At 49.3% G+C, this 23,339-nt stretch carries 26 protein-coding genes; 13 read left to right on the forward strand and 13 right to left on the reverse strand.

What is annotated here, in order from left to right; all coding sequences use genetic code 11:
• Window positions 1-4 precede the first annotated feature (4 nt).
• The 3 genes from Q8O77_RS11395 to rluB are packed head-to-tail and all read left to right on the forward strand — an operon-like array spanning window position 5 to window position 2,435.
• On the forward strand, window positions 5-841 hold the full coding sequence (locus tag Q8O77_RS11395) for a ScpA family protein (RefSeq protein ID WP_305552987.1): 837 nt from the start codon (window positions 5-7) through the stop codon (window positions 839-841).
• Window positions 841-1,425 (forward strand): SMC-Scp complex subunit ScpB, encoded by a 585-nt coding sequence (gene scpB / locus Q8O77_RS11400; RefSeq protein WP_305552988.1) that lies wholly within the window; start codon window positions 841-843, stop codon window positions 1,423-1,425. Before Q8O77_RS11395 ends, scpB begins: the two co-directional genes overlap by 1 nt.
• A complete protein-coding gene (gene rluB / locus Q8O77_RS11405; protein WP_305552989.1) occupies window positions 1,425-2,435 on the forward strand; it encodes a 23S rRNA pseudouridine(2605) synthase RluB in 1,011 nt (336 codons plus the stop codon). The genes scpB and rluB overlap by 1 nt, the downstream gene beginning before the upstream one ends.
• Window positions 2,436-2,497: 62 nt before the next feature.
• Here the strand turns inward: rluB and Q8O77_RS11410 are convergent, their stop codons facing one another.
• The 6 genes from Q8O77_RS11410 to Q8O77_RS11435 all read right to left on the reverse strand — a co-directional run bounded on the left by Q8O77_RS11410 (window position 2,498) and on the right by Q8O77_RS11435 (window position 7,375).
• Window positions 2,498-2,797 (reverse strand): hypothetical protein, encoded by a 300-nt coding sequence (locus tag Q8O77_RS11410; RefSeq protein WP_305552990.1) that lies wholly within the window; start codon window positions 2,795-2,797, stop codon window positions 2,498-2,500.
• Window positions 2,797-3,618 carry an SUMF1/EgtB/PvdO family nonheme iron enzyme gene (locus Q8O77_RS11415; protein ID WP_305552991.1) on the reverse strand — a complete coding sequence of 274 codons (822 nt, stop codon included), beginning with the start codon at window positions 3,616-3,618 and terminating at the stop codon, window positions 2,797-2,799. Before Q8O77_RS11415 ends, Q8O77_RS11410 begins: the two co-directional genes overlap by 1 nt.
• A gap of 7 nt (window positions 3,619-3,625) precedes the next feature.
• Window positions 3,626-4,528, reverse strand: a complete 903-nt coding sequence (locus Q8O77_RS11420; RefSeq protein WP_305552992.1) for a hypothetical protein — start codon at window positions 4,526-4,528, stop codon at window positions 3,626-3,628.
• Between the two features lie 243 nt (window positions 4,529-4,771).
• Complete coding sequence (locus Q8O77_RS11425) at window positions 4,772-5,569, reverse strand: SDR family oxidoreductase (RefSeq protein ID WP_305552993.1); 798 nt, start codon at window positions 5,567-5,569, stop codon at window positions 4,772-4,774.
• Window positions 5,570-5,657: 88 nt separating this feature from the next.
• Complete coding sequence (locus Q8O77_RS11430; protein WP_305552994.1) at window positions 5,658-6,491, reverse strand: transporter substrate-binding domain-containing protein; 834 nt, start codon at window positions 6,489-6,491, stop codon at window positions 5,658-5,660.
• Between the two features lie 143 nt (window positions 6,492-6,634).
• On the reverse strand, window positions 6,635-7,375 hold the full coding sequence (locus Q8O77_RS11435; protein WP_305552995.1) for a hypothetical protein: 741 nt from the start codon (window positions 7,373-7,375) through the stop codon (window positions 6,635-6,637).
• 129 nt (window positions 7,376-7,504) lie between these two features.
• Here Q8O77_RS11435 and Q8O77_RS11440 point away from each other — a divergent pair, with 129 nt between their 5' ends.
• Entirely contained in the window at window positions 7,505-8,647 is a 1,143-nt protein-coding gene (locus Q8O77_RS11440) for a sensor histidine kinase (RefSeq protein WP_305552996.1), read from the forward strand.
• Window positions 8,640-9,284 (forward strand): response regulator transcription factor, encoded by a 645-nt coding sequence (locus Q8O77_RS11445; protein WP_305552997.1) that lies wholly within the window; start codon window positions 8,640-8,642, stop codon window positions 9,282-9,284. The genes Q8O77_RS11440 and Q8O77_RS11445 overlap by 8 nt, the downstream gene beginning before the upstream one ends.
• Here Q8O77_RS11445 and galE read toward each other — a convergent pair.
• Complete coding sequence (gene galE / locus Q8O77_RS11450; RefSeq protein WP_305552998.1) at window positions 9,281-10,297, reverse strand: UDP-glucose 4-epimerase GalE; 1,017 nt, start codon at window positions 10,295-10,297, stop codon at window positions 9,281-9,283. The genes Q8O77_RS11445 and galE overlap by 4 nt on opposite strands.
• 24 nt (window positions 10,298-10,321) lie before the next feature.
• Complete coding sequence (locus Q8O77_RS11455) at window positions 10,322-10,621, reverse strand: YciI family protein (protein ID WP_305552999.1); 300 nt, start codon at window positions 10,619-10,621, stop codon at window positions 10,322-10,324.
• Between the two features lie 200 nt (window positions 10,622-10,821).
• On the opposite strand from Q8O77_RS11455, the gene Q8O77_RS11460 reads away from it, so the two are divergent.
• From Q8O77_RS11460 to Q8O77_RS11470, 3 genes are all read left to right on the forward strand, one after another.
• Complete coding sequence (locus Q8O77_RS11460) at window positions 10,822-12,234, forward strand: sodium-dependent transporter (protein WP_305553000.1); 1,413 nt, start codon at window positions 10,822-10,824, stop codon at window positions 12,232-12,234.
• A 104-nt stretch (window positions 12,235-12,338) separates the two neighbouring features.
• Window positions 12,339-12,584 carry a type II toxin-antitoxin system ParD family antitoxin gene (locus Q8O77_RS11465; RefSeq protein WP_305553001.1) on the forward strand — a complete coding sequence of 82 codons (246 nt, stop codon included), beginning with the start codon at window positions 12,339-12,341 and terminating at the stop codon, window positions 12,582-12,584.
• Entirely contained in the window at window positions 12,581-12,877 is a 297-nt protein-coding gene (locus tag Q8O77_RS11470; protein ID WP_305553002.1) for a type II toxin-antitoxin system RelE/ParE family toxin, read from the forward strand. The genes Q8O77_RS11465 and Q8O77_RS11470 overlap by 4 nt, the downstream gene beginning before the upstream one ends.
• A 47-nt stretch (window positions 12,878-12,924) precedes the next feature.
• Here Q8O77_RS11470 and Q8O77_RS11475 read toward each other — a convergent pair whose 3' ends face one another.
• The 3 genes from Q8O77_RS11475 to tsaA all read right to left on the reverse strand — a co-directional run bounded on the left by Q8O77_RS11475 (window position 12,925) and on the right by tsaA (window position 16,461).
• Window positions 12,925-14,652, reverse strand: a complete 1,728-nt coding sequence (locus Q8O77_RS11475; RefSeq protein WP_305553003.1) for a proline--tRNA ligase — start codon at window positions 14,650-14,652, stop codon at window positions 12,925-12,927.
• Between the two features lie 62 nt (window positions 14,653-14,714).
• Window positions 14,715-15,782, reverse strand: a complete 1,068-nt coding sequence (locus tag Q8O77_RS11480) for a galactose oxidase (protein WP_305553004.1) — start codon at window positions 15,780-15,782, stop codon at window positions 14,715-14,717.
• The gene (tsaA, locus tag Q8O77_RS11485; protein WP_305553005.1) at window positions 15,751-16,461 is read right to left on the reverse strand and encodes a tRNA (N6-threonylcarbamoyladenosine(37)-N6)-methyltransferase TrmO; all 711 of its coding nucleotides are present in this window, start codon (window positions 16,459-16,461) and stop codon (window positions 15,751-15,753) included. Before tsaA ends, Q8O77_RS11480 begins: the two co-directional genes overlap by 32 nt.
• 152 nt (window positions 16,462-16,613) lie before the next feature.
• On the opposite strand from tsaA, the gene purU reads away from it, so the two are divergent.
• Both purU and Q8O77_RS11495 read left to right on the forward strand, forming a co-directional pair.
• Entirely contained in the window at window positions 16,614-17,447 is an 834-nt protein-coding gene (gene purU, locus Q8O77_RS11490; protein WP_305553006.1) for a formyltetrahydrofolate deformylase, read from the forward strand.
• A 66-nt stretch (window positions 17,448-17,513) separates the two neighbouring features.
• Window positions 17,514-18,047, forward strand: coding sequence for a hypothetical protein (locus Q8O77_RS11495; protein ID WP_305553007.1), 534 nt, complete (start codon window positions 17,514-17,516; stop codon window positions 18,045-18,047).
• Here the strand turns inward: Q8O77_RS11495 and can are convergent, their stop codons facing one another.
• Window positions 18,048-18,698, reverse strand: coding sequence for a carbonate dehydratase (can, locus tag Q8O77_RS11500; RefSeq protein ID WP_305553008.1), 651 nt, complete (start codon window positions 18,696-18,698; stop codon window positions 18,048-18,050). It lies immediately after the preceding gene.
• Between the two features lie 202 nt (window positions 18,699-18,900).
• Between can and Q8O77_RS11505 the strand changes: the two genes are divergently transcribed.
• The 3 genes from Q8O77_RS11505 (at window position 18,901) to Q8O77_RS11515 (ending at window position 22,377) form a co-directional block, all read left to right on the forward strand.
• Complete coding sequence (locus Q8O77_RS11505; protein WP_305553009.1) at window positions 18,901-20,319, forward strand: mannose-1-phosphate guanylyltransferase/mannose-6-phosphate isomerase; 1,419 nt, start codon at window positions 18,901-18,903, stop codon at window positions 20,317-20,319.
• Window positions 20,306-21,754, forward strand: coding sequence for a phosphomannomutase CpsG (locus tag Q8O77_RS11510; RefSeq protein WP_305553010.1), 1,449 nt, complete (start codon window positions 20,306-20,308; stop codon window positions 21,752-21,754). Before Q8O77_RS11505 ends, Q8O77_RS11510 begins: the two co-directional genes overlap by 14 nt.
• A gap of 95 nt (window positions 21,755-21,849) precedes the next feature.
• Entirely contained in the window at window positions 21,850-22,377 is a 528-nt protein-coding gene (locus Q8O77_RS11515) for an H-NS histone family protein (protein ID WP_305553011.1), read from the forward strand.
• A 41-nt stretch (window positions 22,378-22,418) separates the two neighbouring features.
• Here the strand turns inward: Q8O77_RS11515 and Q8O77_RS11520 are convergent, their stop codons facing one another.
• Window positions 22,419-23,162 (reverse strand): YciK family oxidoreductase, encoded by a 744-nt coding sequence (locus tag Q8O77_RS11520; RefSeq protein ID WP_305553012.1) that lies wholly within the window; start codon window positions 23,160-23,162, stop codon window positions 22,419-22,421.
• Window positions 23,163-23,339 lie beyond the last annotated feature (177 nt).

The following is a 23,339-nucleotide window of genomic DNA, read 5'->3' on the forward strand; positions in this document are numbered from 1 at the left end:
GACATTGAGCGACAATTTACCTGATAACCTGCCCGATAGCCTGACCATACAGCAACCGCTGCCGCTGGCCTTTGTGCGTGGCGAAGCGGTGCTGGATCGGCCGGAAGATTTGTATATTCCTCCGGATGCATTGGAAATTCTGCTTGATGCTTTTGAAGGCCCGCTGGATTTTCTGCTGTATTTAATCCGCAAACATAAGTTTGATATTGTCGACTTACCGGTAAACGAAATTACGCTGCAATATATGGAATATATTGACCTGATGCAGGGGCTGAATTTTGAGCTGGCGGCAGAGTATCTGGTGATGGCGGCGATGCTGGCCGAGATTAAATCGCGCTTATTGTTGCCGCGGCACAGCGAAGTGGAAGACGAAGAGGCTGATCCGCGGGCCGAGCTGATCCGCCGCCTGCAGGAATACGAGGTATTTAAACAGGCCGCCACTGAGCTCGACAGCCTGCCGCGCGATGAGCGCGATCACTTTAACGCCAATGCAGTGTTGGCAGATAACTTTGCACCGCTGCTGATTTTACCCGATGTTGAACTGGCCGAACTTAGCCTGGCACTGAAAGACATTGTAAAGCGCGCAAAAGACTTTCAGCACCATCATATTAAGCGCGAGCATTTATCTACCCGTGAACGTATGAGCCGTATTCTGGACTTGCTCAGCCAACATAATGGCTATCTGGCGTTTTCCGGCTGTTTTGATGTAACAGAAGGCCGTGAAGGGGTAGTGGTGACCTTTTTAGCTATGCTGGAGCTGACCAAAGAAAAGCTGGTTGAGATTATTCAGGTAGAAGCCTATGGCCAAATTCATGTCAAACTCAAAGCAGGTGAGGCATAATGGCGGATAAAATTAATGATGTGCAGCTGATGCAACTGGTGGAAGCGGCGATTTTTGCCGCCGACAAGCCACTTAGCAGTGATGATTTACAAAGCACAGTGCTGGATGGCTTAAATGTCAGTAAAAAGCGCCTGAGCGACACGCTGCTACGATTAACGCAGGATTATGCCGGTCGCGGCATCACCTTAACTGAGACGGCATCGGGCTATCGCTTTATGACCAGGCCGGAGCTGAGTGACTATTTAGCCCGGTTGTGGCCGGAGCGCTCGCCGCGTTATTCGCGCGCCGTGCTTGAAACCCTGGCGCTGATAGCCTATCGCCAACCCATTACCCGCGGTGAAATAGAAGATATCCGTGGCGTGTCGGTAAGCAGCCAGATTATGCGTACCTTGCTTGACCGCAACTGGGTTAAGGTAGTTGGTCATAAAGAAGTACCCGGCAGGCCGGGGTTATACGCCACTACAAAAGAGTTTTTAGATTACTTTGGTTTGAAACATTTAAACCAATTACCCCCTTTGCCGGAATTTCAGGCCATTAGCCTGGATCTGGCCGACACCGTCGTGACGACAGGAGAATTGCACTAATGAGTGAAAAAGTCGCAAGTGAAAAGCTACAAAAAGTATTGGCCCGCGCCGGCGTAGGTTCACGCCGCGAAATGGAAGAGTGGATAAGCGGCGGCAGGGTTACCGTAGATGGTAAACCGGCAACCTTAGGCGACCGCATCAGCCCCACTCAGCAAGTACGGGTAGACGGCCACCCGGTACAAATTGCCAGCGAAGCCGAGCAAATATGCCGCGTACTGGCGTACCACAAACCGGAAGGTGAAATTTGCTCGCGTACCGATCCGGAAGGCCGGCCTACGGTATTTTCGCGTCTGCCAAACATCAAAGGCGCGCGCTGGATAGCTATTGGTCGTCTCGATATTAACACCTCAGGTTTATTGCTGTTTACCACCGACGGTGAGCTGGCCAACCGCCTGATGCATCCCAAGTTTGAAGTAGAGCGTGAATACGCCGTGCGGGTATTTGGTGATGTGAACGATGCGATGATCCAGCGTCTGCGCACCGGTGTTGAATTGGAAGATGGCAAAGCTAACTTCAAAAAAATTAAAGCCCTGCCGGGCGAAGGCATTAACCGCTGGTTCCATGTGGTATTAACTGAAGGGCGTAACCGTGAAGTACGCCGGATGTGGGAATCACAGGGCGCGGTAGTCAGCCGGCTTATTCGCGTGCGCTATGGCGATTTACTGCTGCCAAAACATTTACCGGCAGGCGGCTATGCCGAATACCCGCTGGAAGATGTGAACTATCTGCGTAAGTTAGTCAGCTTAGCGCCGGAAGTAGCGACTTTAGTAAAACCGGAAGACCGCGATGAGCGCCGTCGTCGCATGGCCAGCATGAAACGCGCGGTGCGTAAGCATGATATTGCGGCCAAAACACCGGAGCGCGCACCAAAAGAGCGCAAGCCAACAGAAGCCCGGCCCGCCAAATCGGATAGCGCCAAGCCGGCAGGGCGCAGAGGCCCGGCCAAGCCTAAAGGCAAACCACAACGCCAGCCCAACGGTAAAAAACCAAGCCGTGAAGGCAGAGGTTAAGTGAAATACAACAAAGGCGCATAAAGCGCCTTTGTTGTATTTAAAGAGTATTACAGCCGCAGCTAAGCGTTTGTGTAAATTGTTCTGGGTACTGTGAACATAGTAGCCACAGCTACTAATCCACCGGTAAATGTAATCAACGGGCCGGTGATAATGCCGCCAAGCTGAAAATAGCCTATCACTGAGCCGGTTATCATTAGTATTAAACCAAGGTTTTTTACTACCGCCGCCTTGCGGTTTTCATGGCTCCATTGCTGACAATCAGCGCATTGCAGTATAAAAATACCGTTCAATTTCTTTGTTGCTGCAGCCTGTTTTAAATTCACTTTGTGGTTGCAGGCAGGGCATTCCAACATTTTCATCAGTGCATTTCCCTTACCAACCTGAAGCCGACAGAGGGATATTTGCCATCAATAGACACTCCGCTGCGGGCAGATAATCTGGTGTTGTGTGCCCGGTCTGAGTAACTACCGCCTTTGACAATACGATTCTCACAATCGCCAGTTTTCACCGGTGTTGTATCATTTGAGCGATTCTTTTCGTCATCGCAATCTAACACCCATTCTGCGACGTTGGATGTTACGTCATACAACCCATAAGGGTTTGCGCCATAGCGGCCGGATATCCATGGCTGTGCAGCTTCGGTGCCGGCTGTGCAATCAGCAATATCGCGGTCACAGTGTTCTTTACTCTGAATATAGTTATCGCCCCACCAGTACACTGTTTTGCTGCCCGCTCTGGCGGCATATTCCCACTCGGTTTCAGAGGGTAAGCGATAATATTGGTTGGTTTGTTCCGTTAACCATTTGGCGTAGGCTGTAGCGTCCATCCAACTGACATTAATCACCGGCATATCGCCCCGGCCCCAGCCTCTGTCATCCGGTAAGGCACGATTAGTCGCTTTAGCAAACTTATCGTACTGCGCAAAGGTAACTTCAGTACGACTGATAGCAAAAGCCGTGCTGTTTTTTATTGAGCGCTGCGGGCCAAGATAACCGATAGAAGTAGTATATTCTTCACCGGCAATACCTTTCCCCGCCGGGATAACACTTAACTGCGGCCCTTCGCTGCCATCGCTGAGCTTATCGGAAAAGAATTCAGCGGTATAAGGGATGTTTTTACCACATGAAATAATCAACACTGGTACAGTGAATACTGCTAATACGTTTTTTAGCAAAGACATATTCTTCCTATTCATTAACGCTGTAACCGATAATAAAGCTACGGGCACTCCCGGCTTTACCTGCCAGGCTGGTGCCACTGCCGTAAGTGGTGACGCTGGCGCCAACTAACTCCAGAAACTTAGTACCAAGCAGGGCCTGCACCTGCTTTTGAGAAAAGACTTTAGTCGCCTTGGTGCCGTCATCCAGCAGTTTACCGTGCAACATAACGGCTTTAAGCGCTTTTTTTGATTTTTCTAACTGACGGTATTCCAGTTTTAATATTTCTTCAGCTAATTGTTTGCGCTCTGCTCTGGACAACGCTTTGTACATTTTGAGTAGTCCGGCTTTGCCAATGCCTCGCTTGCGTAGCGCAGTGACAAGAATAGCTTGATTACCCAGTGTTTTAGTTACATCAGCTAATTGGGCAACGTCAGTTGCGATTATCAACGCATTAAATAATGGTGATTCATCCAGATAGTCGTTGTAGTGCGCATTGCCGGAGACTGCATTATAAGAGCGGCCGATTCCGGTACCACATTGAAAGGTTGCGGCAGCAGTAGCCGTTAGTGTTAACGGCATTGCAGCCCAGGCGGCACCTACTGTCACTGTGCCGCCACCAGCCTCAACCACTAATAAAACCCAGCCGATAGCGGCACCGGCGCAGCTAACACCAGCACCTTTTAATTCAGAGCCAATACTTGATTTTGCAGTCCGCAGTGCTTTTTCAGCCGATTGGTGCTTAGGTAGTTTAATTTCCCGAATATAAATGGTTTTGCCATCTGCCCTACAGCTATTGCGCAGTACTCTGGCAAAAAACAGAGACTCACGCTCAATACCGGTAATAACGTAACTTGATAGCTCAGAGTTGTAACCGATGAAAGTTACACCAGCGCCGTAGAATTCAGGATCGCTATCTAACTGCGCGTACATTTTTTCTAGCTTAGTATCGGGGAAAAGTTGGTTAATTTTTTGTTCTTGATAGTTGCCGGCGAACCTTAATGCAGCAAGAGCCATATCAATTCCTTTTGAAATAAATTGGCGCATTTTACGGTGTTAGCTGATAACTGTAAATTAATTAATTGTTAATATTAATAGTGGTGAGTATCTGCTGACTTATGCAGGTAATAAAACCGGTTGAGTTACCCGGTTAAGTTGTACACTGGCTGTGGTCAGTTAACGTACTTTGCTTTTACGTATCATTTTATACAGCAGCTCCGGCGATAGCCTGGACACCAGCGCGGCTAAGCGCTCTTTTAAGCCACCGATAACAATATAATTTTTCCCCTTTAGCAATGCTTTTACTGCTTTTTCCGCAAAGGCGTCTGCAGTCATGGCATTGGCCTGGGCATCATCCATAGTGCCAAGGGCACTGCCATCGCCGGTTAGCGCATTGCGCGACACCTCGGTTTTAACAAAGCCGGGGAAGATAGTTACCACAGTTAAGCCTTGTTCGAACATTTCGGCGCGCAGGCTATTTGCCCATAAATGCAGTGCGGCTTTGGCGGCAGAATAACTGCCGCGATATTGGGTGCCAACTAAACCGGCGACGGAAGAAACAAATACCACTTTGCCGCCGCCGTCTGCCAATAGCAGCGGCAGGGCCTGACGGGTTAAATTCACCTGAGCAAAGTAATCCACTTCAAATAGTTTGCGATCAGTGTCTGCCGTGGTGTCAAGGATCAGCGCGCGCTGGCTGATACCGGCGTTGTTGATAAGCCAATCCAGGCCGCCAATTTGCTGTTGTATCGTTGCAACGGCTGAGGTAACGGCACTGCTGTCAGTAATATCCAGCGGTAACAATAAATGCGCAGTACTATTGGCCAGGCTGTCGCGCACCCGCTGCAGCTCGCTGTGGCGCCTGGCGCTTAATATCAACCTGGCACCATCTGCTGCCAGCTCGCGGGCCAGCGCTTCGCCAATGCCGCCGGAAGCGCCGGTTATCCAAATTACTTTATTTTTTACAGCTATCATAAGACGTTATGCTCAGTTTTACTTTTGCACGACCTTAAGAAATAACCGCTGTGTTGTAAAGCTGAAAAAGCTTGAGGGCAATGCTGAGTTACCAATTGATTTGTTCGAAGTGGCTGGGTAATGGCTGCCAGTATTCTGGCTTATCCAGCGGTGTAGCAGTTGGTAACAATGGGTTCTGCAGCTTAAGTACTTTACGTTTTTGTTGCGCTAATTGCGTGAGAATGGTGCCATATTGCTGTTCAAACAAGGCATTGAAACTGCCGTCTTTATACATTTCAATCAGGCCATGCTCTATGGCTGCAGCTAAATTTGAGTCTTTATTGGATACAAAAAAGTATTCTGCAGTGGGGTAATACAGCATTAAGTCCGGCGCAATAAACAGTTTTGCAGCGATATTTTTGTGTTCATCAGCAATCTCGATAACTGAGCGCGGCAGCGCATTGACACGGCCTTTTTCAACCATGGTGAACATGGAATGATAGTCATTGGCGGTATGAATTTTATAGCCATTTGCTTTTAAAATCTGGCTGTCCGGCCAGTCATAACCTTGCACAAACAAGGTGTTTTGCTTGGTACGCGGCGTGGATAAAAATGGTGTATTTTGGTTTACCAGTAGCAGGCGCCAGCCCAACAGGCCTCTGCTTAATGGCACACGAACAGGCTTTAACAGTTTTTCCCGCTCAACGCTGGTCATGCTCCAAAACACATCTACAATGCCGGTTTGCTGGCTTATTTCACGCAGCACACGGCTTTGCGCCATGGTTTCTTTTGCTGGCAGCAAGGTGTAAGGAGTGGCGGAGTAACTAAGTGCTTTTTGTAGCAATAGTACGTGGTAGTCTTGCATCACGTCCCTATTGTCATAGGGTAATGCAAAAATTACTGTTTTTGCCTGTGCAGTTGATGCCAGCAAAAGTGCTGACATCAATAGCCGGTTTATACATCGTATCGCAAGCACTGTACGCAAAGAGCCAGCCTTTTATGTTATTTAACTGTGATAAACATAGTTAATTTATTACATTAAGGGAAGCGTGCTTTTATCTAAACCAACAATTATATCGTCAGTAATTACAAAGCCTTGTATCGGCGCTTGTAATAGCCAGTCAGAAGAATCATTGCAGTAATACCAATCACCGGCGCAGCCAGCCAACTGACCAGTTGCCATTGTCCAGGTAAAATTTCTGCCAGCATACGCCGGCCACCGGCGGCAAAGAAGGCGGTGTAAACCGCAATGCCGCTGCCTACCATGGAGCTGAAGTGTTCAATAATCCAGCCGCGTGGTTGTATTTCCGCTTTGTACACATAAAAGCTGATAGTGCTGGCGGTGATGAAGCTGACTACAGCGAAAATGATCAGCAGCGGCATGCCTAATGTTATGCCCTGATAGGCGACATACAGTGCCGTTGGGAACAGCAATAACACCGGCCCCTGATAAAACCAACGCCGTAGCATACGCCTGTCGCTTTTGGCCCGCAGTACACCCATGGCATGGCGCACGGTAACCCAGGTAAGTAAGCTTAGCAGCAGTAAAAACTGCGACACCGGAATACGCCATATCAACATGCGCTGAATTTGCTCAGTAGTCATGTGTTTGCCGGCTGTGTAAATACCAACCGGATCGTATAAACCCAGTAAGCTCAGCACGATGCCAGAGCCGGAAACAATAAGCATAAGGTAATAAAACACTTTGCCGGCGTTAATATGCAGCTTACTGCCTTTGCGGGCAATAACCGGCAGCCAGTAAAGCAGCAGAGCAACAGCGCCCAGCGCAATATGCAGATACAACAGCGTGGTATGAAGCGTTAGCATGGTAAATCTCCTTGATTGATAACCGCAGCTTACGCCAGGGGCTGTAATGACACAGGTGCCGAAAGTCAGGACTTTTCAGTATGACTTCTGGCCTATTGCAGTTATTCCACCGTCGCGCATAATGCGCTGATGAACTTAAAATACCCATTAGCCACCTTCGCCGGGATAATGACCTGGGCGTTGGTGTTTGCCATTACGCTGCATATTATGCAGTTACTGACACCACCCCAGCCTTGGTTGCTGGTGTCTGCGCTGTTTATGCTATACGGCATTGCCTTTATTGTTCTGACGCTGGAAGTAGAGCCTGCGGCACTGCATAACCGTGCCGGCAAGCTGCTATTGCTGCTGCAGTTGCTCAGTGCTTTTGCGCTGTTGTTGCTGTTGCCGTCGAAGTATTTCGATTATCTGGCCATTTTGACCATTATCTGGGTGTCGTTGCTGCCGTCTATTATGTCAAACCGCAGCGCTGTGCTGGTTGCTATAGCGGTGGTGGCGGTTTGGTTCAGTCTGATAGCAGAGCTGGAGCAGCGGCCGATGTGGATCAGTGCGTTGTTATATGGCTGTTTTCATTTATTTGCAGTAATGGTGCAAAGCGCGACCCAAGCCGAACAAAAAGCCAAAGAGGCGTTGGCAAATAAACACCAGCAGCTGCTGGCCACGCAGCAATTGCTGCAAGCCGCCTCACGACAGGGGGAGCGCACCCGCATTGCCCGCAATTTACACGATCTGGTGGGGCATCATTTAACCGCGTTGACGATACAGTTGCAGGTAGCCGGCCATTTAACGGACGGTGAAGCCAAAGTGCAGGTAGATAAATGTCATCAGCTGGCGAAACTGCTGTTGGCGGATGTACGCGAAGCGGTTAGCACTATGCGGCAGTATGCGGATGTCTCGCTATTTGATGCGATAAGCTCGTTAACACGATTGCTGCCGGAGCAACTTGAGGTAAAACTGCAGATCCCTGCCGACATTATGCTAAATGACTTACAGCAAGCGCAACATCTGTTGTGTATTGTGCAGGAGGCGATTAGCAACAGTTTAAAACACAGTGGCGCCACTGAGTTAAGTATTAATGCCAGTGTGAAGCAGGGGCAGCTGCAGTTGCATATTAACGATAACGGTAAGCTGGCAGCGAACTGGCAGCCGGGCAATGGGATTAAAGGCATGCAGGAGCGACTGGCCGAGTGCGGTGGTAGTCTGCAGTTAGATAAAGCACAACAGGCAATGCAGCTTATGCTAACGCTGCCTTACATGGAGAGCGACAATGCATAAGGTGTTGTTGGTAGACGATCAGAAGCTGATCCGCGATGGTATTAAAAGCTTGCTTGGCCTGTCGGGTAAAGTTGACGTCGTGGGCGAATGCGCGGATGGCACCGGCGTGATAGCGGCATGTAGTGAGTTTGTACCAGATGTGATACTGCTGGATTTATCCATGCCACTGATGAATGGCGTACAAACGTTGGCGGCGTTAAAACAGGCGGGGATCAATATACCGGTGCTGATTCTAACCACCTTTGATGAGCATGAATTGGTATTAAAGAGTATCAGCCTTGGCGCGCGCGGCTTTTTATTAAAAGATGTGTCGTTAGACACCCTGGTTGAGGCCATTGGCACACTTGCCGGTGGTGGCAGCTGGTTTGCGCCGAATATTACCGAACGCCTGCTTGGCAGCGTGCGCACTGGCAGCACCGGCTTTACCATGCCGGCGCAGCTTGAACCACTAAGTGATAAAGAGTTGGAAATTTTACAGCTGATGGCGGCGGGGTACAGCAATAAAGAAATAGCTGCGGCCTTGTATAAATCTGAAGGGACGGTAAAAAACCAGTGCTCAGCAATATTGTCTAAACTGGGGGTGCGTGATCGCACCCGTGCAGTGTTACTGGCCTTAGAGCTGGGTCTTATCAGCTAGCTTTTATAGCCATTAGGGTTAGCCGACTGCCAACGCCAACTGTCGCGCACCATATCATCCAGTGTTTTCTCTGCCTGCCAGCCCAGTAGTTTTTCGGCTTTACCCGGCTCCGCATAGCAAGTGGCAATATCGCCCGGCCGGCGTGGTGCTATCTGGTAGGGTACAGCAATGTTATTTACGCGGCTAAAAGCATTAACCATATCCAATACGCTGTAACCTGTGCCAGTGCCGAGGTTTATCGCCTCGATGCCGTTATGCTGTTGCAGATACTGCAGCGCTTTAACATGGCCGCGGGCTAAATCAACCACATGAATATAATCGCGCACACCGGTGCCGTCATGAGTTGGGTAGTCAGCACCAAATACGCTGAGTTTTTCGCGCTTACCCACTGCCACCTGGGAAATAAATGGCATCAGATTATTGGGGATGCCGTTGGGATCTTCGCCAATCCGGCCGCTGTCGTGCGCACCTACCGGGTTAAAGTAGCGCAGCAGGGTAATACCCCAATCGGGTTCAGCCTGCACTAAATCCTCAAGAATATGCTCTATCATCAGTTTGCTCTGGCCATAAGGGTTAGTAGCAGAGCGGGGCGAAGTTTCCGGGATAGGGACTTGTTTGGCATCACCGTACACGGTGGCCGATGAGCTGAACACCAGCTTTTTAACACCAGATTCCCGCATGATACGGCACAGCGTGACGGTGCCGGCAACATTGTTATCGTAATAGTGCAGCGGAATTTGTGTCGATTCGCCCACGGCTTTAAGTCCGGCAAAATGCACTACGGCACTGATGTTGTAGTCGCTAAACAGTTGGCGCAGTGCCGCTTCATCGCGGATATCGCCTTTAATGCTAACGACTGGCTCTCCGCTAAGCTGCTCAACGCGTTTTAGCGCGGCGTCTGAGCTGTTGCTGAAGTTATCAAAGCTCAGCACCTTAAAGCCGGCGTTTAGCAGCTCCAACGCAGTATGGCTGCCGATATAACCGGCACCACCGGTAAGTAAAATGTAACTCATGCCACTGTCCTTGCTACGGTTGCCTTACGGCAGCACTTTTTTAAACGGCTTCACCGTTGAGCGGGCATACACGCCGGCAGCCAGATATGGGTCGGCATCAGCCCAGCTCTGGGCCTCGGTTAAAGAAGCAAATTCTGCTACGACCAAAGAGCCGCTAAAACCGGCGGCGCCCGGGTCTGCGCTATCTATTGCCGGCGTTGGCCCGGCCAGTAACAGGCGGCCCTGGTTTTTCAGTTGCTCTAACCTGGCGATATGTGCCGGCCGCGTCGCCAGGCGTTTTTCCAAACTGTCAGCGACATCTTCGGAGTAAATCATGTAGAACATAGTGGGCTGTCCTTCTGCAGAGCCTGTTTTCACCGGCGCACGATAGCAGATCCTCAGCCTTGTTCCAACGACATTGAACGCATCGGAGCAGTACAGGCTAGGATTTGCTGCAACAGCCTGTTAGCATGCAGAGCGCTATAACAATAACCGGGCACAGTACCGGCATTCTAATAAGAGAAATTCAGGGAGTCCGCGTAGCAATGAAACGTGAACAATTCAGTTCCAGCCTCGGCTTTGTACTGGCGGCAGCCGGTTCAGCTGTAGGTATCGGTAATCTGGTCGCCTTTCCGGTAATGGCCAGTAAAAACGGCGGCGCCGCCTTTTTAATCATGTATGCCTTTTTTGTGTTTTTTATCTGTTTGCCGGTCATGCTGGCCGAGATGAGTTTGGGCCGCCATACGCGGCAAAACCCGCTGGGTGCTTATACCGAGATAGGTCAGAACCGTGCCTGGCGCACTGTGGGTTGGATGTCGGTAATTACGCCTTTTATGATTGGCGTGTTTTATCTGGTGATCACGGTATGGATTTTTGGCTATCTGGGGAAATCGGTGCTGGGGCAGCTCAATGAACTGGCCGCGCCGGACAGTTTCGGCAACTTTATTAACAGCAACGAGCTGTTTGTCTATATGGCCGTGGTAATTGGCTTAACCTTTTTTATCCTGCAAGGCGGGGTAAAGCAGGGTATTGAGAAAGCCGCACGGGTATTAATGCCTATGCTGTTTATTATGTTAATAGCTCTGGTTATTTATGTGATGACGTTGGATAACGCCATGCTAGGAGTAAGGTTTTTCCTGATCCCTGAGTTTGATAAACTCACCGGTAAGGTATTAAACGGCGCGCTGGCGCAGGCCTTTTTCTCGCTGTCGCTGGCAATGGGTATTTTAATTACTTACGGCTCTTATATTCAGAAAAACAATAATATTGTGCATGCCGGTAAAATGGTGGCAGGCTTGTCGGTACTGGTAGCCTGTTGCTCCGGCTTACTAATACTGCCGGCGGTATTCTCGTTTAATCCGGATATACAGCTGAGCACCTTGTCTGAATCCAGCATCAGTATGATTTTCACTTTTCTGCCAAAAATCTTCTTAGCCATGCAGGCGGATATTGGTTATTTCGGCGCCAGTTTTGTTGCCGGTTTCTTTTTCCTGCTGGTGTTTTTTGCGGCGTTAACCTCCCTGGTATCTATTATCGAAGTGCCGGTATGCAGTTTAATGGACCAAAAAGGCGTAAGCCGCCGTACCGCGCTGTTTTCACTCGGCGCAGCCATGATTGCACTGGCGGTGATTTGTGCGTTGTCTTTCGGTCGGGTAGAGTTATTCAGCAACCTGCTCAGCTACGGTGGTTTAAATAAATCCTTCTTTGACCTGGTGTATGACATCTTCTACGAAACTATACTGCCGCTTAACGGCCTGCTGTTGTGCCTGTTCGTGATTTACCGCTGGAAGAAGCATAATCTGGACGCTGAAATCAGCCAGGGTAACAGCACCTTTGCCGGCTCGCTGCTGCAAAAATACGTTAACTTCTCGTTAGGTACCTTTATTCCGCTGATCCTGGCGGTGATATTCGTCAATACCGTATCGACTATTTTCTTTGGCAAAAACCTGCTGTTTTAAGCAAAAAAGTACGAAAAAAGGCAGCTTCGGCTGCCTTTTTTCATCACTAAGTTTGCCAGGATATGAATATGTATTAATATCTAATACAGCTATAAGGAGGCTTTATGGCACGTAATACATCAGTAACCCTTGGCGAGCACTTTGAGCACTTTGTTGCTGAGCGGGTGCAGCAGGGGCGTTATCAATCGGTAAGCGAAGTAGTGCGCGCCGGGCTACGCTTGTTGGAAGAAGATGAAATAAAGCTGGCTGAGCTGCGGCAGAAACTGGAGGCCGCTGAGCAAAGCCCTGTAGTGGAAAACTTTGATGAGCTGCGTTTTGTTGCTGAGCTACAGCAGAAATACGGGAAATGAGCCAGCGTTACAAGCTTAGGCAACATGCCAAAGATGATTTAGAGCAAATTTGGTTGTATAGCGCAGAGCAATGGGGTAAGGCGCAAGCGGCTCGTTATTTATCGCAGTTATTCCGCAGTCTTAATCAATTGGCGCAAAACCCCGCGCTTGGCATTAAGCGGGACGATGTCCGGGCCGGGTATTTTAGTTTTAGTGTGTTGCAGCATCGGGTATTTTATTTACAGGATGTCCGGGGCATTGATGTAGTAGCGATTATTCATCAGCGCATGGATGTAAAGTCGGCCAATATCTAAAACAAAAGGCAGCGAATTCGCTGCCTTTTTTATTGCTGAAAACCGGCTTACTTTGCCAGTTTCTGCTGTATGGCGGCTACAACGCCTGCGATATCCAGCATTTCTTTCTCACCGCTGCGACGGTTTTTGTATTCCACTTGCTGGTTGTCGAGGTTACGCTCGCCAACGACGATGCTGTGCGGAATGCCCATCAACTCCATATCCGCGAACATTACCCCCGGCCGCTCTTTACGGTCATCGAACAGCACTTCAAAGCCGGCAGCTGTCAGCTCGTTGTATAAGCGTATTGTGGCTTCTTCAATTCGCACCGATTTATGCATATTCATCGGTATTAATGCAATTTGAAACGGTGCTATTGCATCAGGCCAGATAATGCCGTAATCGTCGTGGTTTTGCTCAATAGCCGCGGCGATAATGCGTGATACACCGACACCATAGCAGCCCATGGTCATGATCTGGTGTTTGCCTTCTTCGTTCAGCACCCCGGCTTTTAACGCCTGAGAATACCTGTCGCCTAATTGGAAGATATGGCCCACTTCAATACCGCGTTTAATAACCAGCTTGCCCTGGCCGCACGGGCTGGCATCGCCTTCTACGATATTACGTAAATCGGCTACGCTGTAATCTTTAATATCACGGTCCCAGTTTACGCCGGTTAAGTGATAGCCATCTTTATTGGCACCACAGATAAAATCAGCTAAATGCGCTGCGCTACGATCAACGATAACCGGCAGAGGCATGCCAACCGGCCCCAGTGAGCCCGGGCCTGCACCAATAGCCGCGCGAATTTCTTCCTCTGAGGCAAATACCAGCGGGCTTTGTACCTGCGGCAGTTTTTCGGCTTTAATTTCGTTTAGCTCGTGGTCGCCACGCAGCACCAACGCCACCAGAGTTTGCGCTGCTTTGTCATCGGTTTTTGCTGCATAGACAATCAGGGTTTTGCTTACCAGTGCCATATCTTGTTGCAACAATGCAGCGACATCGGCAACGGTTTTTGCGTCAGGTGTGGCAACTTCCGCCAGTGTTTTTGTCGCAGCGGCGCGCTCACCTGCAGGTGCCAGGGCTTCGGCCATTTCAATATTAGCGGCGTAATCACTTTCATCTGAAAACGCGATAGCATCTTCGCCAGAGGCTGCCAACACATGGAATTCATGTGACATACTGCCGCCGATAGCGCCGGTGTCGGCCAGTACCGGACGGAAATCCAAACCGAGTCGGTTAAAGATATTGCAATAGGCCTGGTACATCGCATTGTAGGTTTGCTGCAGGCTATCCTGGCCTAAATGAAATGAGTAGGCGTCTTTCATTAAGAATTCACGCGCGCGCATAACACCAAAGCGTGGCCGGCGCTCGTCACGGAATTTGGTCTGAATTTGGTACAGGTTCAGTGGCAGCTGCTTATAGCTGGTAATTTCGCGCCGTACCAGGTCGGTAATGACTTCTTCGTGGGTTGGGCCCAGCACAAAGTCGCGCGTGTGGCGGTCTTTAAAGCGCAGCAGCTCGGCATCCATCTTGTCCCAGCGGCCGGATTCCTGCCACAGCTCAGCCGGTTGCACCATCGGCATTAACACTTCAATGGCGCCGGCTTTGTTCATCTCTTCGCGCACTATTTGCTCAACTTTCCGCAATACCCGCACACCTGTGGGCAGGTAGGTGTACATGCCGGAGGCGACGCGACGGATCATACCGGCGCGCAGCATTAATTTGTGGCTGATGACTTCGGCATCAGCCGGGGTTTCTTTTACGGTAGATAGTAAGTACTGACTGCTGCGCATCGTATTCTCATATGTCGTGCTGAAAAAATTGCTGCCATTCTAGCAAGGCGGCAGGGGCAATTCTATTGGAGTTTTATCGGGTGTTTAATCAGTTTAGCGCTGACTTGCTGGCGCTGTTGCATACCACCAACGGAGTAGATGTCACCGTCTATCTCTACCAGAGAACGTAAGTCCATCACCGGCGTGGTGTCAGCCGCTTTTAGCCAGCGTTTATCCGCCACTGAAAACAACCAGACTTTGCTGTCCGGCGCGGAAGCCTCGCCATTATAGCCAATACCGTCATAGTTGTACGGGTTGGTACTGCCGCCGATAAACACCAGCATATCTTTGCCATCGATCTTGGTATTGATGGCTGCCATTCGATAACGTGCTGTGCCGGTAGGATGGGGTATCAGCCGCCAGTCAATCTGGTTGGCATTGCTGCCCACTGTGCCGAGGTAACAGGCTGGTTCACTTTTATACTCACGCTTTTTATCGGCATAGTACTGTAGCGCCACACCGTCACAAACCAGCATGGTATTGTCTGTCATTGCGCCGGCTAAACCAAATACCGGCTTGCCCGGAAACGGCGTGGCCTGTGACCAGCGCTGGGTAAAGTTATCAAATACCTGCACCAGATTCACATTGCCATGGTCACTCCAGCCGCTAACCAGATAGATATAACGGTTCTGATAGGTTAACGCCACAGCGTCGTCCACCGGCACCGGTATGTCGTTCAGTTTGGTGTAACGCTTGGTTATCGGATCAATGCGATAACTGTCAACGGCGGTTTGCTCACTGCCATCCGCATTAACGCTAAAGCCGCCAAAAACAAAAAAGTTATTGTTTAACGCCACCGCGCTGGCGGCAATGCGGCCATTCACTTTTTGGGTGCTGGGCACAGCCGGCAGGCTTTGCCAATTAAATTCGCCAACTGTGTGCATCCAAACCTTATTGTGAATATCGCTGTGTTGCTTGCCGGGCGCTATTCCCATAAAACTGGCAATGTAGGTTTTGCCGCGCACTGTGGTGCTGGCTACAGCGTTATTGCTTACCGGCTCGGGTAAATCCGGTAACGTAGTGGCGGATACGGCAACACAGGTTGCTGCAGCTGCCAAACTACTCAGGTAGCTGATGGATTTCAGTAACATGGTTATGTTCTCCGTTCACGGTCCATTTAATATTGTAGTTATACAGCGTCATGCCGTAACTTTGTTCACCTTCGCGTTGTTTTTTATAAGACGGCCGCGGGTCTTGTTTTAACACCTTTTCTATAAATACTTGTAAATCAGGGTATTGGCTTTGCTGCCGGCAAAATGTGCTGGCCGCGTCGCTAAAACTTACCGTCATCGCGGTTTGCGGTGCTGCATCGGCAAAACCGCCGGCGGCATGCGGCAGCGCGTCGGAGTATGGCAAATAAGGCTTAATATCTACAACCGGTGTGCCGTCAAGTAAATCGATACCGCTCAATTTCAGCATTAATTTGCCGTTGCTACGCTCTACGCCCTCCAGCTTTACCACGGACAACCCTATAGGGTTAGGCCGGAAGGTAGCGCGGGTGGCAAACACACCTTTACGCGTATTACCGCCCAAACGCGGTGGCCGCACCATGGGTGACCAGCCTTTATCAGCCGTTTCATGGAATACAAACAACAACCACAAATGGCTGAAGCAGTCGATGCCGCGCAAAATGGTGTCGTCGCTGTAGTCATCTTCCAGTACCAGATAACCGGTCGCCTCCGGGATCAGCCCCGGCTGGCGCGGTATAGCAAACTTTTGTTTGTAGGGTGATTGAATATAACCCACCACGTTAAACTGATACGACGCCATAGGCTCCTTGTGCCGCAACAAAGTACATTGAGCGGTATTATGCGGTTTTTTGTCGAAACAACAAGTTAAGTCGAAGACGTCTGAATGTCTTTGACGCTATAGCCTAAGATGCGGTAAAACATAGGCTGATTTGAACAAGGTATACCAACATCATGGAACGCAAGATTTTATTAACGGAATGTCCTGATTCTAAAGGGCTGATCGCGCAGATCACTAATATTTGTTACAAGCACCAGCTAAACATCATCCGTAATACGGAATACGTCGACCCGGTTAGCGGCCAATTTTATATGCGTACTGAGCTTGAAGGCATATTTAACGACGCCACGCTGTTGTTTGATTTGGACCGCGCCTTACCGCCGGGCTCAGAGCGCAGCTTAGTCAGCCGGCGCGCCAAGCGCGTTGTAGTGTTGGTAACCAAAGAAGCGCATTGCCTGGGTGATATTCTGATCAAAGTATTTGACGGCTCACTGGCACTGGACATTGCCGCTGTAGTGGGCAACTACCCGGAGCTTAAGCAACTGGCCGCCAGGTTTGACTTACCTTACCATTATGTCAGCCAGCAGGGGTTGAGCCGCACTGAACACGAAGCCGCGCTGTTGGAGGTGATTAAACCCTATCAGCCGGAGTATCTGGTGCTGGCCAAGTTTATGCGTATTTTAACGCCGGCGTTTGTGGCGCAGTTCCCGAATAAAATTATCAATATTCACCACAGTTTTTTACCGGCCTTTATCGGCGCTAATCCTTATCAGCAGGCGTTTGAGCGCGGTGTGAAGATTATTGGTGCCACTGCACACTTTGTAAATGATGATTTAGACGAAGGGCCAATCATTCAACAGATGGTGGCGCCGGTAGATCATAACTTCAGTGCAGACGATATGGCCCGCGCCGGTCGTGATGTGGAAAAGTCGGCACTGAGTAAGGCGCTGCAGCTGGTAGTAGAAGATCGCGTATTTGTGCATGGCAATAAAACGGTGATCCTGTAACGGCGGGTTTTACATTGCGTGGCTTTTCTCTGATACTTGACACAACGTCATTGAGAGAGTGCTAGCATGAAAACAGTATTGTTGTGGCTTAGTGTGCTGCTAACTACAGCCGTTTTTGCAACTGAGCAGGGTGAGCTGCATCCGAAGCTGGAACCACTGCGGCCTTACCTTAATCAGCATTGGCAGGGAGATTTAACGCAGCCCGGGGCCCAGACAACAGTGATTGACCGTTCGCTGTGGAGCCGGGCCTTAAATGGCCAGGCCATCAAGACAGTGCATTCGATTAATGATGGCCAATATGGTGGTGAGTCATTTATCTTCTGGGATGAAAACCAGCAGAGCCTGGCCTATTACTATTTTACTACCGCGGGCTTCTATACCCACGGCAGCATGACCTTTGATACACAAAGCGGCGAGATTATTGCGCTGGAACAAGTAGAGAACAATCAGAACGGCATTACGCAGGTGAAATCGTTCAGCCGTATCATGCCCGATGGTAGCTTGCAGACTAAATCCAGCTATTTGCAAAACGGCAACTGGGTTGAGGGCCACAGCGCCACCTACAAACCGGTAGCGCAACAGCAAATAATCTTTAAGTGATTATTTTTCAGTGATTTCCGCCAAATCCAGGGTATAAATGTCATCGATTTTATCGGTACAGGAATGGCTGACACGTAAGTCTTTTACGCGGCCGTTGCGCAAACTGTACACCCAGCCATGAATGGTTAATGGCTGGCCGCGCTCCCAGGCTTCCTGCACAAAGCTGGTATGGCATAAATTACGCACCTGCTCCATAACGTTTAACTCAATCAGCCGGTTTAAGCGCTCGCTTTCATCGGCAACCTGGTCCAGCTCGTCGCGGTGCATGGAATACACATCTTTAACATTACGTAGCCAGTTATCGACAAAGCCAACCCGCTGCTTGGTCATCGCAGCTTTTACGCCACCGCAGCCGTAATGGCCTACCACCAATATATGTTTTACTTTGAGAATATCGATAGCGTACTGCAGCACCGACAAGCAGTTCATATCGGAATGCAATACCAGATTAGCTACATTGCGGTGCACAAATAATTCGCCCGGCAATAAGCCGACAATTTCATTGGCCGGTACACGGCTGTCGGAGCAGCCAATCCACAAATACTCCGGTGCCTGTTGCTCAGACAGTTGTTTGAAAAAACCGGGTTGTTCTTTTTCAATCCGGTCAGCCCAATTTTTATTATTGATAAACAGTTGTTTAAAATCCGGCATAGTCCACCCTGATCAGAAAAATTGCGCCAAGATAGCCGATTTTAACCACTTTTAGAGCACCGACCAGCTAAAATCAGCTCAATTAAACAAATTTGCCTCACGTGTTTTAAGTTAACACAAACAGCTGACGGCTGGCTGACAATCTGACTATACTGTGGCAAGCATTGTTTCAAAACGGAATTTTACCTTGAAAGGAGTCAAAATGATCCCCGTCATCTTATCGGGTGGTTCAGGCACCAGGCTGTGGCCTTTGTCCCGCGCGAAAAAACCCAAGCAGTTTCTGCCGTTGTTAAACGAAAAAAGCATGTTGCAAAATACGTTGCTGCGACTAAAAGGCTTGGCAGATTTACAGCCGCCGCTGATTATTTGTAATGAAGATCATCGCTTTATGGTGGCAGAGCAAATACGCGAGCTGGCAACAGCGCAAGCCACCATTATGCTGGAGCCGGTGGGTCGCAATACGGCGCCGGCGATTGCTGTAGCAGCAATACAGGCAATGGCCGGCGGCGAAGATCCACTGCTGCTGATCCTCGCTGCTGATCATGTTATTAAAGATATTCCGGCTTTTCATCGTGCCATTGAATTGGCCATTCCTGCGGCAGAGCAAGGTAAATTGGTTACCTTTGGCATAGTACCTACCAGTGCCCACACCGGCTATGGTTATATTCGCCGTGCTGAGGGCAGCGATGAAACATTGCCGCCTGAAGTAGCGGCAGTGGCGCAGTTTTATGAAAAGCCCGATTTTGCAACGGCCAAACAGTTTGTTGATTCGGGTGATTATTTTTGGAACAGCGGCATGTTTTTATTTAAAGCCAGCCGTTTTTTGGCGGAGTTGCAGCAGTTTGCGCCGGCTATTGTCAGTGCGGCAGAGCAAGCGTTGGCCAAAGCGGCTAATGATTTGGATTTTATCCGGCTGGATAAAGCCGGCTTTTCTACCAGCCCGTCGGATTCGATTGACTATGCCGTGATGGAAAAATCGGCTAACGCGGCTATGGTCGCGCTGGACGCCGGCTGGAGTGACGTTGGCAGTTGGGATGCGTTGTGGGATGTGATGGCCAAAGACGAGCAGGGTAACGCCTGTCGCGGTGATGTATTGCTGGAGCAATGTAAGAATAGCTATGTAAATGCCGAAGAGCGACTGGTGGCCGTGATTGGCCTGGATGATGTGGTGGTGGTTGAGACCAAAGATGCGGTATTGGTTGCCGGCAAAGCCCATATACAGGGCGTAAAAAATATCGTCGCCAAACTGCAAAGTTATGGCCGCACCGAGGTTGATTTACACCGCGAAGTATTCCGGCCCTGGGGCAAATATGATGCTATCGATAGCGGTAACCGTTACCAGGTAAAACACATTACGGTTAAACCCGGCGCCAAGCTGTCGGTACAAATGCATCATCATCGTGCGGAGCACTGGGTAGTGGTGAGCGGCTCGGCATTGGTCAGAAATGGTGATAAAGAGTTTATGGTCACCGAGAATGAGTCGACCTATATTCCGGTCGGTGTGATCCACTCCCTGGAAAACCCCGGCAAAATTCCGTTAGAGCTGATTGAAGTGCAATCCGGCAGTTATCTTGGTGAAGACGATATAGTGCGCTTTGAGGATAAGTATGGCCGCAACTGAGGATCCGCTGCGCTGTTTTAAAGCCTATGATATTCGTGGCAAGCTGGGCGAAGAGCTGAATGAACATATTGCCTGGTGTATCGGCCGCGCTTATGCACAGGTGGTGCAACCAAAAACCGTCGCCTTAGGTGCCGATGTGCGGGCCACGTCAGAGTCGTTAAAGCTGGCGCTGGCACTGGGGTTGTCTGATGAAGGTGTTGCGGTGATTGACCTTGGCATGACAGGTACAGAAGAAGTGTATTTTGCCGCTCAGTACCTGGCTGTGGATGGCGCTATTGAAGTAACGGCCAGCCACAACCCGATTGACTATAACGGTATGAAATTAGTGCGGCACAATGCGCGGCCCATCAGTGGTGACACCGGGCTGGCGGATATTAAAGTTCTTACTGCACAGTTGCTGGCGCAACCTTTTCCTCAGCAGGCTTATCAGCAATTTTGTCAGCGTGCGACATCGTTGGCGCAGCAAGACAGCCTGATGTGCAACGGCGTGCCTTATCGTAAGCAGTGCATCTTGCCGGCGTATATTGCCCATATGCTGAGCTATATCGATGTTAACAAACTCAAACCAATGACATTGGTAGTCAACGCAGGTAATGGCGCGGCCGGCCACGTTATTGACGCCATTGAAGCAGCTTTTAAGCTGCAACAAGTTCCGCTGCGCTTTATTAAACTGCACCATCAGCCGGATGCAACGTTCCCCAACGGCATTCCTAATCCGCTGTTAAGCCAAAATCGTGCGGCAACCGCTGAAGCTGTTATCAAACATAAAGCTGATTTCGGTATTGCATGGGATGGCGACTTTGACCGCTGTTTTCTGTTTGATCAACGCGGCAACTTTATTGAAGGTTATTATATTGTCGGCCTGTTAGCAGCGGCATTTTTACAAAAATTCCCGGGGCAAAAAATTATTCATGACCCCAGATTATTCTGGAATACTCTTGCAGTAGCGCAGCAGCACGGTGGCGTCGCGATAATGAGTAAAACCGGCCATGCTTTTATCAAAGAGCGCATGCGGCTGGAAGATGCGGTTTATGGCGGTGAAATGAGTGCACACCATTATTTCCGGGACTTTGCCTATTGCGACAGCGGCATGATCCCCTGGCTGTTAGTTGCTGAGTTAATGTCAGTAACAGCAAAGCCGCTGTCGGTACTGGTGCAGGATATGATTACGGCTTTTCCCTCCTCTGGTGAGTTGAATTTCCAGATTGCCAAGCCGCAAGAGGCGATTGACCTGGTCAGAGCACGCTATCTTCCTGGCGCTGTATCTGTTGACTACACCGATGGTTTGAGTATCGAAATGGCAGGTTGGCGCTTTAATATCCGCAGCTCAAATACAGAGAATGTGCTAAGATTGAACGTGGAATCAAAAGGTGATGTACTAATAATGGAACAAAAAACAGCCGAAATAATATCAATCTTAACCGAAGCTGAATGAATGATATTATTTTAGTGTAATCATTCTTTATTAAATCTTTCTTTTATGCGTTTAATTGCTTATCCTGTTGCAACGAATTATTAAAGGAGATGGCAATGTCGATTTTATTAGATAAACGCGAATTGAAGAAAGCAGCAAAAGAGCTGACCTTAGGTAAGCTGACCGATGTAATTGATACCCTGAACAGCGTACTGGCTGAGCGGCAGAAAGAAGTCGAGTTAATTACTCAACTGGAGCAGCTTGCTAAATCTCAGGGCTTTACGCTGGAGCAATTAGGCTACAAATTGAACAATGAAATGGTGCTTGAGTCAGCAGATCCTGCGGCACGGTCAGATAAAAGACCTACCAAACCAAAATTCAAAACAATTAATAAAGACAGCCAGTATTTTTATGTAGAAAATGGCCAGTTGCAATTATTACGTACCCATACTATGAAAAAGGGTTTACAGGACCGCGGTATTGACGTGGTGCCGGTAACGAAAGTAGACAAAAAGTACGCTAAGCAAATAGACAGCTTAATTGTTGATGCAACAGCTCAGGCAGTAGAAAACTTTAATGCCAAAGTGGATGCCTGGAATGAATGGGCGGCCGCTAACGCTGAAGAGATTTTGACCAAAAAATAAGCGTTCTGTGCTAAGAAAAACCCGGCTTCAGCCGGGTTTTTTTATTTAGGTTGTGCATCTAACGACTGGCCGTTAACCGCCATGCTGTCGTCGCTCATCAGATACAGATAAAGCCACATTAAATCGGCTGGTGTTTTTAATAAATTAACATCTTCGCCAGGGTAGGCCCGGCTGCGCATCTTAGTGCGGGTAGCACCGGGGTTAATACAATTGACCCGAATAGTGCTGGTATCATATTCATCGGCAATTACCTGCATTAAGCCTTCAGTTGCAAATTTGGATACCGCGTAAGGGCCCCAAAATGCCCGGCCTTTACGCCCGACACCAGAAGAAGTAAATACTACAGAGGCGGCAGGGGCCAGTTTTAACACCGGTAGCAATGCCTGGGTCATCAACATAGGTGCCGTGACATTAACCTGCATAATATCTTGCCAGGTAGGCAGATCAATATGTTCAAACGGGCTAAGCACGCCTAAAATGCCGGCGTTGTGCAATACGCCATCAAGCTTACCGAATTCGGCCTTAATGGTAGCGGCCATATCACGATAGTGTTTAGCGGTAGCACCTTTTAGATCCAGCGGGATAATGGCAGGCTCTTTCGCGCCGCTTGCGACTATTTCGTCATATACAGCAGTAAGCTTATTAACTGTTTTGCCCAGCAAAATAACGCTGGCACCATAACGGGCATAGGTTAAGGCTGCTTCTTTACCTATGCCGTCGCCGGCACCGGTTACCAGTATCACTTTATCTTGCAGTGCGTCAGTAGTTGCTTGATAACTTTGCATAAAATCTCACTTGTTGCCGCAAAAACGGCGTCAGCATACGCGTAAATGCCGGAATTTGCACCTTTCTTCGTCTGATCTGTATTTTTCAGCTAGCGATTTCTTTTAGTTTGAGTTAACTTTAACTGGTCGTAGCTGTTACAGGCTATAAGCACAACAGATTTCCAATAAGCAAGGTAA

The organism is Rheinheimera sp., from assembly GCF_030690345.1.
Taxonomy (GTDB): Bacteria; Pseudomonadota; Gammaproteobacteria; order Enterobacterales; family Alteromonadaceae; genus Alishewanella.

What these genes read in the sequence shown, in the direction of transcription:
- Q8O77_RS11495 (WP_305553007.1), top strand. Translation starts at nt 17,514, where the DNA reads ATGAAAACAGTATTGTTGTGGCTTAGTGTGCTGCTAACTACAGCCGTT.
- Q8O77_RS11470 (WP_305553002.1), top strand. Translation starts at nt 12,581, where the DNA reads ATGAGCCAGCGTTACAAGCTTAGGCAACATGCCAAAGATGATTTAGAG.
- Q8O77_RS11520 (WP_305553012.1), bottom strand. Translation starts at nt 23,162, where the DNA reads ATGCAAAGTTATCAAGCAACTACTGACGCACTGCAAGATAAAGTGATA.
- Q8O77_RS11435 (WP_305552995.1), bottom strand. Translation starts at nt 7,375, where the DNA reads ATGCTAACGCTTCATACCACGCTGTTGTATCTGCATATTGCGCTGGGC.
- purU (WP_305553006.1), top strand. Translation starts at nt 16,614, where the DNA reads ATGGAACGCAAGATTTTATTAACGGAATGTCCTGATTCTAAAGGGCTG.
- Q8O77_RS11420 (WP_305552992.1), bottom strand. Translation starts at nt 4,528, where the DNA reads ATGTACGCGCAGTTAGATAGCGATCCTGAATTCTACGGCGCTGGTGTA.
- scpB (WP_305552988.1), top strand. Translation starts at nt 841, where the DNA reads ATGGCGGATAAAATTAATGATGTGCAGCTGATGCAACTGGTGGAAGCG.
- can (WP_305553008.1), bottom strand. Translation starts at nt 18,698, where the DNA reads ATGCCGGATTTTAAACAACTGTTTATCAATAATAAAAATTGGGCTGAC.
- Q8O77_RS11475 (WP_305553003.1), bottom strand. Translation starts at nt 14,652, where the DNA reads ATGCGCAGCAGTCAGTACTTACTATCTACCGTAAAAGAAACCCCGGCT.
- Q8O77_RS11460 (WP_305553000.1), top strand. Translation starts at nt 10,822, where the DNA reads ATGAAACGTGAACAATTCAGTTCCAGCCTCGGCTTTGTACTGGCGGCA.
- Q8O77_RS11410 (WP_305552990.1), bottom strand. Translation starts at nt 2,797, where the DNA reads ATGAAAATGTTGGAATGCCCTGCCTGCAACCACAAAGTGAATTTAAAA.
- rluB (WP_305552989.1), top strand. Translation starts at nt 1,425, where the DNA reads ATGAGTGAAAAAGTCGCAAGTGAAAAGCTACAAAAAGTATTGGCCCGC.
- Q8O77_RS11510 (WP_305553010.1), top strand. Translation starts at nt 20,306, where the DNA reads ATGGCCGCAACTGAGGATCCGCTGCGCTGTTTTAAAGCCTATGATATT.
- Q8O77_RS11415 (WP_305552991.1), bottom strand. Translation starts at nt 3,618, where the DNA reads ATGTCTTTGCTAAAAAACGTATTAGCAGTATTCACTGTACCAGTGTTG.
- Q8O77_RS11440 (WP_305552996.1), top strand. Translation starts at nt 7,505, where the DNA reads ATGAACTTAAAATACCCATTAGCCACCTTCGCCGGGATAATGACCTGG.
- Q8O77_RS11425 (WP_305552993.1), bottom strand. Translation starts at nt 5,569, where the DNA reads ATGATAGCTGTAAAAAATAAAGTAATTTGGATAACCGGCGCTTCCGGC.
- Q8O77_RS11430 (WP_305552994.1), bottom strand. Translation starts at nt 6,491, where the DNA reads ATGTCAGCACTTTTGCTGGCATCAACTGCACAGGCAAAAACAGTAATT.
- Q8O77_RS11455 (WP_305552999.1), bottom strand. Translation starts at nt 10,621, where the DNA reads ATGTTCTACATGATTTACTCCGAAGATGTCGCTGACAGTTTGGAAAAA.
- tsaA (WP_305553005.1), bottom strand. Translation starts at nt 16,461, where the DNA reads ATGGCGTCGTATCAGTTTAACGTGGTGGGTTATATTCAATCACCCTAC.
- Q8O77_RS11515 (WP_305553011.1), top strand. Translation starts at nt 21,850, where the DNA reads ATGTCGATTTTATTAGATAAACGCGAATTGAAGAAAGCAGCAAAAGAG.
- Q8O77_RS11480 (WP_305553004.1), bottom strand. Translation starts at nt 15,782, where the DNA reads ATGTTACTGAAATCCATCAGCTACCTGAGTAGTTTGGCAGCTGCAGCA.
- Q8O77_RS11465 (WP_305553001.1), top strand. Translation starts at nt 12,339, where the DNA reads ATGGCACGTAATACATCAGTAACCCTTGGCGAGCACTTTGAGCACTTT.
- Q8O77_RS11505 (WP_305553009.1), top strand. Translation starts at nt 18,901, where the DNA reads ATGATCCCCGTCATCTTATCGGGTGGTTCAGGCACCAGGCTGTGGCCT.
- galE (WP_305552998.1), bottom strand. Translation starts at nt 10,297, where the DNA reads ATGAGTTACATTTTACTTACCGGTGGTGCCGGTTATATCGGCAGCCAT.
- Q8O77_RS11445 (WP_305552997.1), top strand. Translation starts at nt 8,640, where the DNA reads ATGCATAAGGTGTTGTTGGTAGACGATCAGAAGCTGATCCGCGATGGT.